Below are 12900 nucleotides of genomic sequence, written 5' to 3'. Positions count from 1 at the left end.
GACACATAACAATGCCGGCAGGGGTTTCCAATTGCGACAGAGTGCCTGAACCAGATGGCTGATACCGATTTCGACGTGCTGAAGGGACAGGAGCGGGGCAACTGGATCCGGCTCCGCACGATCATCCTGCTGCGCTGGGGGGCGATCGGCGGACAGCTGGCCGCGCTGCTGGTTGCGCGGGAGGTCTACGGGCTGTCGTTGGAATACGGGCTGTGTTTCATGGTCGTCGGCATCTCTGTGATCGGGAACCTGGTGTCGAGCTTTGTCTTTCCCGAAAGCAAGCGGCTTTCAGAGGCCGAGAACCTTCTGATGGTGCTGTTCGATCTGCTGCAGCTGGGGTTCCTGCTGTATCTGACCGGCGGGTTGCATAATCCGTTTTCCATTCTGGTGGTTGGTCCGGTGACCGTATCGGCCATGGCGCTGACCGGCCGGTCGACGCTGTTCATCGGCTCTGTCGCGATTGCGATTGTGACCGTGCTGGCCGCCTTTCATCTGCCGCTGCGGACGTCACAGGGGTTCCTTCTGCAGATCGCGGATGTCTTTGTGTTCGGCCAGTGGCTGGCCATTGTCATCGCGGTGATCTTTCTGGGCATCTATTCGCGCTGGATCGCGACAGAGCTGCATTCGATGTCGGACGCGCTACAGGCGACGCAGATGGCGCTGGCGCGGGAACAGAAGCTGACCGATCTGGGTGGGGTGGTGGCCGCGGCAGCGCATGAGCTGGGCACACCGCTTGCCACGATCAAGCTGACCTCATCCGAACTGGTCGAAGAGCTGGATGACCGCCCCGATCTTGCCGAAGACGCCCGTCTGATCCGGGAACAGGCTGACCGGTGCCGGGACATCCTGCGGTCGATGGGCCGCGCCGGCAAGGATGACCTGCATATGCGGCAGGCCCCTCTGACGACCGTCATCGAAGAGGCGGCAGAGCCGCATCGGGACCGCGGCAAAGCCATTCATTTCGAATCCGGACCGGAAGACGGGGCCGAGGCGCTGCCGCCCGCGATCCTGCGCCAGCCCGAGGTCATTCACGGCCTGCGCAACCTGGTCCAGAATGCGGTGGATTTTGCGTCATCCCATGTCTGGGTCGAAACGCGGTGGTCCCCGGACCGCATAACGGTCAGGATCATGGACGACGGGCAGGGTTATGCGCCGCAGGTCATCGGGCGGATCGGAGATCCCTTCATGAGGCGGCGGCGCGGTTGGCCGGACCACGCGCACCGCCCGGCCTATGAAGGGATGGGGCTGGGGTTGTTCATCGCCAAAACCCTGCTGGAGCGGACAGGTGCCGAGCTGAGCTTTGCCAATGGTCGGGATCTGCACGGGCTGCTGGGTGAACGGTCGGAACGCACCGGCGCAATTGTGGAAGTCGCCTGGCCACGCAGCCGTGTGGAGGCGCGTCATTCCGGCCTGATCCCCATAGGTGAAAACCGGCCGATTGGCAAATGACGCGCTTCGGCGTCTAGCCTGACTTTCGCGCTTAAAATCTTAACGATTGGTTTACTATTCGCCTCTACGCTCCGATCGGGGAGATGGCAGATGAGTTCTTTTGTTACGATCGTAGAGGTCGGGTTGGCCGCCGGCGCGGCGATACTAACTGCCGGAATTGCATGGCTGCTTTACCGCAGGGACCGGGGCCCGGTGCAGTCCGAAAACGTCGCCAGGATCGATCTGATCCGGAGCAGCCAGTGCGGGCAGCGTTTCAACATCGACGCCCGGCTGGAACGATTTGGCTGGGACGGTTCGGTCCGCGAACTGTTCAACATGGTCGCATTCCGGTTTTCCGGCCTGACCCTGGCGGATTTGTCGGATACATCGCGACGCGTCAGGATGTTTCCCGCAATACGGGATGACGACGGGGCACAGCTGGAACTCTGCGGAACGGACCGGTCGCTCCGCGTGACTCTGACCGATGCGAACACCGATGACATCGTCGCCAGGCACTGGGACCTTTTGCGCGACTATCAGTCTCGTATTGCACGGGAATCTCTACATTTATTTCCCTGCCCCGTCTGGCTGGAGGACAAGACCGGCCAGGTTGCCTGGACAAATGCGGCCTATGATGCGCTTGCCAAGATCGGACCGGAAGGCCACGACACGTCCCGCCCGCTGCTGCGGATCGCGGACGAGACGCTGAACAGGCCGGAAAAAGATCAGGGTCGTTGCCGTTTCGTGCCGCGAAAGCCACTGAAGGACCAGTGGTTTGACATAACCCAGATACAGATCGACGATCTGACTTTGATGCATGCGACCAATGTCACCAATGTCGTCAAGGCAGAGGCCGCGCAGCGCTCTTTCGTGCAGACCCTGACAAAAACCTTTGCTCAGCTTTCGACCGGGCTGGCCATCTTTGACCGGAACCGGCAGCTTGCGCTGTTCAATCCTGCGCTTTTGGATCTGACCGGCCTGGGGCCGGAATTCCTGTCGTCACGACCACCGATCCTGACCTTTTTCGACCAGTTGCGTGAGTATATGATCCTGCCGGAGCCGCGCGACTATCAGGGATGGCGCGACAGATTTCTGAAGCTGATCGCAGAGGCGGAAGACGGGTCATATCAGGAAACCTGGTCACTGCCCGATGGATGCACCTACCGCGTGACGGGACGGCCGCACCCCAATGGCGCAGTCGCCTTTCTGTTCGAAGATATCAGCGCGGAGGTGACGCTGACCCGCCGGTTCCGCGAACAGATCGACATCACCCAATCCGTGATGGAAGCACTGGACGAGGCAATCGCGGTCTTTTCCTCGGACGGAACGCTCAGCTACTGCAATCCCGCGTATCTGCGGCTGTGGCACCATAATCTGCCTCCGGCGGAGCTGAACTCCGGAGTCAACGAAACGACGTTGCACTGGCAGAAACACTGCGAGCCGTCGCCGATTTGGGGCGATTTCCGGGATTTTGTCGCCGGTATGGAAGGGCGCACGGACTGGAGCGGGACGGCACGGCTGTTGAGCGGGGCAGAGCTTGGCTGTCAGTTCCGACCGCTGCAGGGCGGTGCCACGATGGCCGTTTTCCGGGACGTGCAAACCGACCTGCGCGGCGAGCCGGCCTTATCCCTTTTTTAGTTCTGCTTGCAGGCACCCTGCCACCGGGTAATGTCTGCGCATGGGTACCTATGAGCGCCAGTTTGAAACCAATTCGCCGGAGCAGACCGCGGGGTTGGCGCAGCGTATTGGCGCAATGCTGCAGCCGGGCGACACGCTTATGCTCGACGGGCCGGTGGGGGCCGGCAAGACCCATTTTGCGCGGTCTCTCATTCAGTCGGTTCTTGACGAGCCGGAGGATATTCCCTCTCCCACCTATACGCTTGTGCAGATTTACGAGACCCGGATCGGAGAGATCTGGCATTGCGATCTCTACCGGCTGACCTCTGCGGAGGAGGTGGTGGAGCTGGGGCTGGACGCTGCGTTTGACACGGCCGTCTGTCTGATAGAATGGCCGGACCGGCTGGGCGATCAGGCGCCTGCGGATGCAGTGCAGCTGGGTTTTACGGTTACTGACGACAGGTCGCGGCGGATCCATGTGACCGGGCCCGAGATGGTGTGTGGACGTCTATTCGGAAAGGTCGACTGTGAGTAAAGACAGATGGGAGATGGTCCAGCAGTTTGTCGAGGACGCGGGCTGGAAAGATGCCCACATCTTGCCCCTGGCCGGGGATGCGTCCAACCGGCGGTATTTCCGGATGGCCGGCCCCCCCGGACTTGCCGTGATCATGGATGCACCGCCGGAAACCGGCGAGGACGTCCGCCCCTTTGTCCGGATCGCGGAATATCTGAGCGGCATCGGTCTGTCCGCGCCGCGCATCTATGCGTCGGATGAAGCCAAGGGTTTTCTGATCCTCGAACATCTGGGCGATGATCTTTACGCGCGCAAACTCGCCGTCGATCTGTCGCCTGAGCAATTGCTCTACGATGTGGCCACGGATGCGCTGATGCATCTGCATGCCTCCGCCCCGCCCGAGGGGCTGGAGAGCTATGACGCCACACGGATGGCGCAGCTCAGCGCACTGGCCTATGACTGGTACCTTGCGGAAAGCAGCGGCGCCGATCCGGATGCGCGCGGCGCCTTTGTCGATGTTTTCGAGCCTGTTCTGGCGGAAAACCTGCAGTGCTCCGTCGTGATCCTGCGCGACTATCACGCTGAGAACCTGCTGTGGCTGCCCGATCGGACGGGCGCGGCGCGGGCCGGTCTGCTGGATTTTCAGGACGCGATGATGGGTGATCCGGCCTATGACCTCGTCTCCATGCTGATGGATGCGCGGCGGGATGTCTCGGCCGAGGTCGAGGCGGCGGAGATTGACCGTTTCGTGGTGAAACAGGGTCTGGATCGGGAGCAGTTGCTGCGTCGCTATCACCTTTGCGGGGCGCAGCGGAATCTGCGGATCATCGGTGTCTTTGCCCGGCTGTCACGGCGGGACGGCAAGAAGCATTACGTCGACCTGATCCCTCGGGTCTGGGGCCATCTGATGCGTAACCTGTCGCATCCGGCGCTTGCTCCGGTGGCAGAGCAGGTGCTGCGCGACCTGCCGGAGCCCGCGCCGGAGGTGCTGGAGCGGTTGCGCCGATGATGCCGCAGGCTCTGATGATGTTCGCTGCCGGGTTTGGCACGAGGATGGGCGCGCTGACGGCGGACCGGCCGAAACCTCTGGTAGAGGTCGCGGGCCGGCCGCTGATCGACCATGCGCTGGATCTGGCAGAGGCTGTCGTGCCCGGGCCCATCGTCGTGAATCTGCACTACCGGGCGGAGATGCTGGAGGCGCATCTTGCCGGTCACCGGGTGGTGACAGTCCGGGAGGAGCCGGAGATTCTGGAGACCGGCGGCGGGTTGCGCCATGCCCTGCCGCTGCTTGGGCCGGGGCCGGTCTGGACGATGAACAGCGATGCGATCTGGGCGGGGCCCAATCCGGTGGAATTTGTGCGCAACCACTGGGACGGGTCGGCCGATGCACTGCTGCTGGGTGTGCCGCCGGAGCGGGCGGTGGGTCATGCGGGAAAAGGTGATTTTCAGGTGAAACAGGGTCTGGTTTCGCGTGGGCCGGGGCTGATCTATTCCGGCGTCCAGATCCTGCGGACAGAGGGGCTGGCGGAGATCGGGGAAACAGCGTTTTCGCTTAACATTCTGTGGGACCGGATGCTGGCGGCGGGACGGTTGCGGATCGTCGAATACCCCGGCTACTGGTGCGACGTGGGTCGGCCCGAGGGGATCACGCTGGCCGAAGAGATGCTGGCGCGCCATGTTTGAGCCGTCGGACAGACCCCGCGTTTTTGGGCTGCCGCCCGGCGTCGATTTCCCGCAATTGCTGGTCGACGGGATCCTGGCGCGGATGGCCGGCCAGCCGCCGGAGGCTCTGGGCCGGGTGCAGCTGATCGTGAACACGCGGCGGATGCAGCGGCGGGTCCGGGCGATTTTCGATGCCGGGCCGGCGCTGCTGATGCCGCGCATCCATCTGCTGGCTGAATTTGGGGAAACCTTTGCGCCGGGGCGCATCCCCGCGTCGGTTTCGGCCCTGCGGCGGCGGCTGTCGCTGATCCAGCTGGTGCAGGCGCTGCTGGACCGGGAGCCGGGGCTGGCACCGCGCGCCGCGCTCTACGATCTGGCCGACAGTCTGGCCGGGATTTTTGACGAAATGCGCGGGGAGGGTGTGTCGCCGGAGGGGTTGAACGGGCTCGATGTCTCCAGCCATTCGGACCACTGGGCGCGGGCGCTGAAATTCCTGTCCATCGTGCAGCAGGTCGATGCGCAGGACGAGGGGCCTGACCCTTCGGCCCGGCTGCGGATGGTGGCGGAGTTTCTGCAGGAGGCCTGGCGCGAGGCGCCGCTGCAGGATCCGGTGATCGTTGCGGGCTCCACCGGGTCGCGCGGGGCAACGAACCTGCTGATGCAGGCGGTGGCGCGGCTGCCACAGGGGGCGCTTATTCTGCCCGGGTTCGATTTCGACCTGCCGGAGACGGTCTGGGAAGATCATCTGGAGGATACGCTGACGGCGGAGGATCATCCGCAATACCGGTTCCGGTCCCTGACGCGCGACCTGGGTCTGCGGAAATCCGATGTCACGGCCTGGCAGGTGTCGGCGGAAAATCAGTCTCGAAACCGCCTTGTTTCGCTTGCCTTGCGTCCTGCGCCGGTGACCGATCAATGGCTGTCCGAAGGGCCGTTGCTGGATGATCTGGACCGTGCGATGGCGGATGTGACCCTGCTTGAGGCGCCCTCCCCTCGCGAAGAGGCACAGGCGATTGCGCTGCGGCTGCGGCTGGCGGCGGAGACGGGGCAGAAGGCGGCGTTGATTACCCCCGACAGCACGCTGGCGCGGCAGGTGAAATCGGCGCTCGACCGCTGGGCGATCATCCCCGATGACTCGCTGGGAGAGCCGTTGCACCTGACCGCGCCGGGGCGGTTCCTGCGGCAGATTATGTCTCTATTCCACCGGAAAATGGGGGCGGAGGTGCTGCTGGCGCTGCTCAAGCATCCGCTGTGTCATGCCGGGGGGGACCGGAACCAGCACCTGATGCTGACGCGGTCGCTGGAGCTGAAGCTGCGGCGCCATGGCCCACCCTTCCCCGATGCGCAGGTGATCCGAGATTTCGCCGCGACCCAGCGGCAGGAGATCGCGGGCGACTGGGCGGAGTGGATCGTGGACCACATCCTGACCCTGCCGATGCCGGAGCCTGTTCTGCTGGCCGAGGGGCTGGAGCGGCTGTTGACCCATGCCGACCGGCTTTGTGCCGGGTGCCGGGCGGAGGCAGGTCCGCTTTATGAAGAGGCCGCCGGGCAGGAGCTGGCGCGGGCCATCGAAGAGCTGACCGGCGCCGCCGATGCCGGCGGGATCATGGCCGCGCCCGATCTGGACAACCTGCTGACCGCCGTTTTGCGCGGGCGGGAGGCGCGGGACAGTGCCGCGCCGCATCCCGACATCTTGATCTGGGGCACGCTGGAGGCACGGGTGCAGGGTGCCGATCTGGTCATCCTCGCCGGGCTGAACGAAGGCGTCTGGCCAGAGGCGCCGACGCCCGATCCCTGGCTGAACCGGCAGATGCGGTCGGATCTGGGTCTGTTGCTGCCGGAACGCAAGATCGGCCTGTCGGCGCATGATTTCCAGCAGGCGGTCGGCGCGCGGGAGGTCTGGCTGAGCCGGGCCATGCGCGGATCGGAGGCGGAAACCGTCGCCTCCCGCTGGCTGAACCGGCTGACCAACCTGCTGAACGGGCTGGGCGATGCCGGGCGCAGCGAGCTGGCGGCGGCGCGGGCGCGGGGCGCGTATTGGCTGGGGCTCGTGCAGGCGCTGGAGGCGGTGGAGCCCGTCACCCCGGCCCCGCGCCCGGCCCCGGTTCCGCCGGTAGAGGCGCGGCCAAGGAAACTGTCGGTCACCCGGATCAAGACCCTGATCCGCGACCCCTATGCGATCTATGCGCGGGAGGTGCTGCGGCTGAAACCGCTCGACCCGCTGATGAAGGCGCCGGATGCGCTGATGCGGGGGATCGCGGTGCATGAGGTGATGGAGAGTTTCGTCCGGGAAGTGACGGCGGACCGGACCCGGCTGAGCGTGGACCGGCTGATGGCGCTGACGCAGGCGGTGCTGGAGGATAACGTGCCCTGGGCGGAGGCGCGGCTGCTCTGGCTGGCGCGGATGGCGCGGGCCGCCGATGCGGTGGTCGAGGGCGAGGTGGCGCGTCAACTGGCCGGGCAACCCGCCAAGTACGAGGTGGAGGGCGGGACCTCCCTCACCGGGATCGACTTCCGGCTGACGGCGCAGGCCGACCGGATCGATATCGACGCGCGTGGCAACGCGCTGATCTATGATTACAAGACCGGCACGATGTCCTCAGCCAAGCAGCAGAAGGCGTTTGATCTGCAACTGCTGCTGGAGGCCGCGATGGTGGAGCGCGGGGCGTTCGAGGGGATTGATCCCCGGCATACGGTGCGCGCCGCCTTCATCGGGCTGGGCGGCAATACGAAAGAGGTCGACGCGCCGCTGGAGGAGATGCCGACGGAAGAGGTCTGGGCGCGGTTTTCGACCCTGATCCAGCAGTATTTCGACCCCGATCAGGCCTATGTTGCCCGGCGGGCGCTGTTCCGGGTGGAGGATATCAGCGACTACGATCACCTCGCCCGGCATGGCGAATGGGACATTACGCAGGCGGCGCGCCGGGTGGTGCTGCGATGATGCGGGACGATGCCACGCAACGGCAGGTGGATGCGGCGCGGCCGGATCTGTCGACCTGGCTGGGGGCCAATGCAGGGTCCGGCAAGACGCGAGTGCTGACGGACCGGGTGGCGCGGCTGCTGCTGGACGGTGTGTCGCCGCAGCATATCCTCTGCCTGACCTATACCAAGGCCGCCGCGACGGAGATGCAGAACCGGCTGTTCCGGCGGCTGGGCGAATGGGCGATGCTGCCGGATGGCGATCTGCGTCAGGCTCTGGTCGATCTGGGGGTCGAGACGGTGGTCGATGGCGAGAGGCTGCGCCATGCCCGCACGCTGTTCGCCCGCGCGATCGAGACGCCGGGCGGGCTGAAGATCCAGACGATCCATTCCTTCTGTGCGTCGCTACTCAGACGGTTTCCGCTGGAGGCCGGGGTCAGCCCGCAGTTCCGGGAGATGGAAGATCGCGACGCCGCGCATCTGCGGGCGGAGGTGATGGACGGGCTGGCCAACGGGCCGGAGCGCGGGGTGCTGTCGCGCATCGCCATGATCTATTCCGGCCAGACGATGGAGGGGCTGACGCAGACCGTCGTCTCTCATGCCGATCTGCTGGGGCGCGGGGCAAGCCGGGCGGATCTGGCTGCCGATCTGGATCTGCCGGAGGGGTATGACCGGGAGCGGCTGCTGGCGGATGTCTTTCTGGGCGGAGAGATGGAGCTGCTGGCGCGGCTGCGCGCCGTGGCGGCGGAGGGGTCGGCCAATGACGTGAAGCTGGCGGCGGCGCTGGCGGGTGTGGACGGGCCGACGCTGAAGACGCTGGAGATTCTTGAGGGCTGCCTGCTGACGGGTGCCGGGGCGAAGGAGCCGTTTTCGGCCAAGGTAGGCTCTGTCCCGACGAAGAAGAGCCAAGGGGCGATTGCCGATCAGCTGCCACAGATCGACGCGCTCGCCCTGCGGGTTGAGGCCGCACGGGACCGTCGCTGTGCGCTGATGGCGCTGGACCGGACCGCGGCGCTATACGATTTCGCGGCGCTTTTCCTGCCGGCCTATGAGCGGGCGAAGATGCTGCGGGGCGCGCTGGATTTCGACGATCTGATCCGCCGGGCGCGAGACCTACTGACGGATCGGGAGGTGTCAAACTGGGTGCTCTACCGGCTGGACGGGGGGATCGACCATATCCTTGTCGACGAGGCGCAGGATACGAGCCCCGCGCAATGGCAGGTGATCCAGGCGCTGGCGCGGGAATTCACCGCAGGCGAAGGCGCGCGGGACGACAGGGCGCGGACGATCTTTGTCGTGGGTGACAAGAAACAGTCGATCTATTCTTTCCAGGGGGCGGACCCTTCGGGGTTTGACCGGATGCGAGAGGAGTTCGGCGAAGCGCTGACTGCCCTCGGCACGCCCCTGCAAAAGCTGTCGCTGGCGCATTCCTTCCGGTCCTCCCCGGCGATCCTGTCGCTGGTCGATCAGGTCTTTGAAGGCCGTGACCAGAGCGGTTTTTCGCCGGAAGAGAGACACATTGCCTTTCATTCCGTCCTGCCCGGCCGGGTCGATCTCTGGCCGCATATCGACAAGGCGGAGCAGGAGGTGCCGGAGAACTGGGAGGACCCGGTCGACCTGCCCGGCGCGCAGGATCATGACGTGGTACTGGCGGAACGGATCGCGCGGTCCCTGCGGGAGATGGTCGAGTCCAAGGCGCCCCTGCCAATGGGTGGCGGCAAGGCGCGCCCCGTTCAGCCGGGCGATATCCTGATCCTCGTGCGCCGACGGCGGCGGCTCTTTCACGAGATCATCCGGGCCTGCAAGGCGGAGGGGCTGCCGATTGCCGGGGCGGACCGGCTGCGGATCGGCGGAGAGCTGGCGGTGAAGGATCTGACCGCCGTTCTGTCCTTCCTCGCCACGCCCGAAGACGATCTGAGCCTCGCCGCCGCACTGAAATCGCCGCTGTTCGGCTGGGATGAGCAGATGCTGTTCGATCTGGCGCATCGGCGGGAGACGCGGCACCTCTGGCCCGCGCTGGAGATGCATCCGGATCATCGCGAGACCCGCGCGGTGCTGATGGACCTGCGCAACCGGTCGGATTTCGTGCGGCCCTATGACCTGCTCGAACGGCTGCTGACCCGACATGACGGGCGGCGGCGGCTGATGGCCCGGCTGGGGGCGGAGGCGCAGGACGGGATCGACGCGCTGCTGGATCAGGCGCTGGCCTATGAGATGAGCGAGGTGCCTTCGCTGACCGGGTTCCTCGTCTGGCTGCAGGGCGACGACCCGGAGGTGAAGCGGCAGATGGAAAGCGCCGGGTCGCGGATCCGGGTCATGACGGTGCATGGCTCCAAGGGGCTGGAGGCGCCGGTGGTGGTGATGCCGGAAACACAGGCGCGGCGGAACGAGCTGCGCGGGGAGGTTCTGGCCGGATCGCGGGCCTGGTGGAAGCTGGGCAAGGACGAGATGCCAGGCGTTTTGAAGCAGGTCAGAGACGAAAACCTTGCCAAGCAGGAGGAGGAGGCGGACCGGCTGCTCTATGTCGCGATGACGCGGGCGGAGAAGTGGCTGATCGTTGCGGCGGCTGGCGATCTGGGGAAGTCGGGCGACACCTGGTACGACCGGATCCGCGACGGGATGCAGGCTCTGGGGGCGGCGCCATTGGTGCGGCCGGAGGGGCATGGGCTGCGTCTGGAAACCGGGGACTGGGCGGGGCTGACGAGTGTGCCGGTGCCGCCGGTCGACACGGTGGTGCCGGAGCTGCCGGACTGGGCCCGCCAGCGCGCGCCCGGATTCGCGGAGCCGGTGAAGACGATCAGCCCGTCGCAGCTGGGCGGGGCTAAGGCGCTGCCCGGGGAGGAGGGGCTGGACGAGGCGGCGGCGAAACGGCGGGGCCGTCAGGTGCACCGGCTGCTGGAACATCTGGCGGGCGTGGGCGACGACCTGTTCGATCTGCGCGCTGGAGAGCTGCTGGCAGGCGGGTCAGACGGGGCGGAGGGCGCAGAACTGGCGCTGCTGACGGATGAGGCGCGGCGGATCCTGCGGGCCGGGCATCTGGCCGCGCTCTTCGGGCCGGAGGCGCTGGCGGAGGTTTCCGTTACCGCCGATCTGCCCGGGCAGGGGCGGATGCATGGCACGATTGACCGGCTGATCGTCACGCCGGAGCGCGTGCTGGCGGTGGATTTCAAGACCAATGCCGTGGTGCCGGAGCAGGTCGCGCAGGTGCCGGGCGGGATCCTGGCGCAGATGGGGGCCTATGCCGTGGCGCTGGGGCAGATTTACCCCGACCGCAGCGTGGAAACGGCTATTCTATGGACGCGGGATGCAAGTCTTATGCCCCTGCCCCATGATATTGTCATGGCGGCCTTGCAAAACACTACCACTGCTTGACCCGGTCGGGACCCGTGCCTAGGTTGAGTGCCGACGCCAGACACCCATACCCAGGAGAACCCCATGACCACCGTTGCCGTCACCGACGATACCTTTGATTCCGAAGTCAAAAACTCCGATGTCCCCGTTGTCGTGGACTTCTGGGCAGAGTGGTGTGGCCCCTGTAAGCAGATCGGCCCGGCCCTGGAAGAACTGGCGGAAGAGTTTGGCGACAAAGTGAAAATTGCCAAAGTGGACGTCGATTCGAATCCGAATTCGCCGATGCAGCTGGGCGTGCGCGGCATTCCGGCGCTGTTCATCTTCAAAAACGGCGAAGTGGTGTCGAACCGTGCGGGCGCCGCGCCGAAAGCGTCGCTGAAATCCTGGATCGAAGAGTCGATCTGACGGCGGATCACCGCGATCAACCTTCAGGGCGCCTTCGGGCGCCCTTTTGTGTCAGATATCCCAGCCGCAACGGCGGAGAGCTGCGGCAATTGCCGTCAGCGCCTCCGGCCGGCCGGCATTGATCGACATCTGCTGCCAGAACCACCAGACATATTTGGCAAATGGCGGATGATGCGATGCGATCCGGTCGAAGGCGGCTGTGTCGTCTGGCGTCGCCTGCAGGGCGATATGATGAAAGTCGATCTTGGCAAAGAGAATGCAGGGTTTCGCAAAGAAATAGCCGGAAAAGGCCGCGGCGGAATTCATCGAGACGACGTAATCGCAGGTCTGAAGAAGTTGCTCCATATTGCCGGTGATCACGGAAAGGCGTGGGGTCTGGCGCGCCAGCTCCTCCAGATACTGCACGTCGTCCGGCGCGTAGACCTCGTTCGGATGCAGGGTCGCCACAACGTTACGGCCCGGGTCTGCCGACAGGACAGTGCGAAGCATGTCGAGCGGCGTGCAGGACTGGAAAGACCGGTGTTCGCTGAGACGTCCCTGCAGCGGAACATAAACGAACCCGTCGCGGCGCGTATTGTACGGACCCTCACCGAAGAGGCGCTTTTGCCAGAAGGCATAGAAGCGCGTGGCCTCCATATCAGGCACTGTTTCGGCTGAAAACGTTGCTTTTGTCGTGTGCCAGTACCACCGTTCGGCGGTCGTTTCGATCTGCCAGAAGGGGTAGTGATAGACCCGGCGGAAGGTGACACCGCCAATCGGGGGCGGCCGCATATGGGTGATGGCAAGGCTCTGGGGGTGGGTGCCGACCTCCTCTTCGGGGCGGTAGATCACGTCATGCCCGGCACTGGCCAGTGTCTCCGAGAGCTTGCTGATGAAATTGTGTTCGCCGGCGCGGGCGCTCTTGAGGAGGGGCGGTTCAAGATAGATGGAAACGGGTCGCGACATGGTTCGCTTCTACGTCCGGCACGGGGTCCCGGCAAGGTGGCGGGGTTGTCGGCAGGGCC

At 65.2% G+C, this 12900-nt stretch carries 9 protein-coding genes; 8 read left to right on the top strand and 1 reads right to left on the bottom strand.

What is annotated here, in order from left to right; all coding sequences use genetic code 11:
* The first annotated feature begins 54 nt into the window (after positions 1-54).
* The 8 genes from regB to trxA all read left to right on the top strand — a co-directional run bounded on the left by regB (position 55) and on the right by trxA (position 11896).
* Entirely contained in the window at positions 55-1449 is a 1395-nt protein-coding gene (regB, locus tag ACRARG_RS11665; RefSeq protein WP_432690179.1) for a sensor histidine kinase RegB, read from the top strand.
* 90 nt (positions 1450-1539) lie between these two features.
* Positions 1540-3066, top strand: coding sequence for a PAS-domain containing protein (locus ACRARG_RS11660; RefSeq protein ID WP_432690178.1), 1527 nt, complete (start codon positions 1540-1542; stop codon positions 3064-3066).
* A gap of 40 nt (positions 3067-3106) precedes the next feature.
* A complete protein-coding gene (gene tsaE, locus ACRARG_RS11655; protein ID WP_432690177.1) occupies positions 3107-3580 on the top strand; it encodes a tRNA (adenosine(37)-N6)-threonylcarbamoyltransferase complex ATPase subunit type 1 TsaE in 474 nt (157 codons plus the stop codon).
* Positions 3573-4568 carry an aminoglycoside phosphotransferase family protein gene (locus ACRARG_RS11650; RefSeq protein WP_432690176.1) on the top strand — a complete coding sequence of 332 codons (996 nt, stop codon included), beginning with the start codon at positions 3573-3575 and terminating at the stop codon, positions 4566-4568. Before tsaE ends, ACRARG_RS11650 begins: the two co-directional genes overlap by 8 nt.
* A gap of 14 nt (positions 4569-4582) precedes the next feature.
* Complete coding sequence (locus tag ACRARG_RS11645; RefSeq protein WP_432690175.1) at positions 4583-5242, top strand: nucleotidyltransferase family protein; 660 nt, start codon at positions 4583-4585, stop codon at positions 5240-5242.
* Positions 5235-8162: a double-strand break repair protein AddB gene (gene addB / locus ACRARG_RS11640; RefSeq protein WP_432690174.1), complete on the top strand. Its 2928-nt coding sequence runs from the start codon at positions 5235-5237 to the stop codon at positions 8160-8162. The genes ACRARG_RS11645 and addB overlap by 8 nt, the downstream gene beginning before the upstream one ends.
* Entirely contained in the window at positions 8120-11512 is a 3393-nt protein-coding gene (gene addA, locus ACRARG_RS11635; RefSeq protein ID WP_432690173.1) for a double-strand break repair helicase AddA, read from the top strand. The genes addB and addA overlap by 43 nt, the downstream gene beginning before the upstream one ends.
* A 63-nt stretch (positions 11513-11575) precedes the next feature.
* Complete coding sequence (gene trxA / locus ACRARG_RS11630) at positions 11576-11896, top strand: thioredoxin (RefSeq protein ID WP_432690172.1); 321 nt, start codon at positions 11576-11578, stop codon at positions 11894-11896.
* 51 nt (positions 11897-11947) lie between these two features.
* Here the strand turns inward: trxA and ACRARG_RS11625 are convergent, their stop codons facing one another.
* Positions 11948-12841: a hypothetical protein gene (locus ACRARG_RS11625; protein ID WP_432690171.1), complete on the bottom strand. Its 894-nt coding sequence runs from the start codon at positions 12839-12841 to the stop codon at positions 11948-11950.
* Between the last annotated feature and the right edge of the window lie 59 nt (positions 12842-12900).

Source organism: Pseudooceanicola profundi (assembly GCF_050897955.1).
Classification (GTDB): domain Bacteria; phylum Pseudomonadota; class Alphaproteobacteria; order Rhodobacterales; family Rhodobacteraceae; genus Pseudooceanicola.
Note: the sequence above shows the minus strand (reverse complement) of the source record. Positions and strands in the feature narration are given on the sequence as shown.

What these genes read in the sequence shown, in the direction of transcription:
- regB (WP_432690179.1), top strand. Translation starts at nt 55, where the DNA reads ATGGCTGATACCGATTTCGACGTGCTGAAGGGACAGGAGCGGGGCAAC.
- ACRARG_RS11660 (WP_432690178.1), top strand. Translation starts at nt 1,540, where the DNA reads ATGAGTTCTTTTGTTACGATCGTAGAGGTCGGGTTGGCCGCCGGCGCG.
- tsaE (WP_432690177.1), top strand. Translation starts at nt 3,107, where the DNA reads ATGGGTACCTATGAGCGCCAGTTTGAAACCAATTCGCCGGAGCAGACC.
- ACRARG_RS11645 (WP_432690175.1), top strand. Translation starts at nt 4,583, where the DNA reads ATGATGTTCGCTGCCGGGTTTGGCACGAGGATGGGCGCGCTGACGGCG.
- addB (WP_432690174.1), top strand. Translation starts at nt 5,235, where the DNA reads ATGTTTGAGCCGTCGGACAGACCCCGCGTTTTTGGGCTGCCGCCCGGC.
- addA (WP_432690173.1), top strand. Translation starts at nt 8,120, where the DNA reads ATGGGACATTACGCAGGCGGCGCGCCGGGTGGTGCTGCGATGATGCGG.
- trxA (WP_432690172.1), top strand. Translation starts at nt 11,576, where the DNA reads ATGACCACCGTTGCCGTCACCGACGATACCTTTGATTCCGAAGTCAAA.
- ACRARG_RS11625 (WP_432690171.1), bottom strand. Translation starts at nt 12,841, where the DNA reads ATGTCGCGACCCGTTTCCATCTATCTTGAACCGCCCCTCCTCAAGAGC.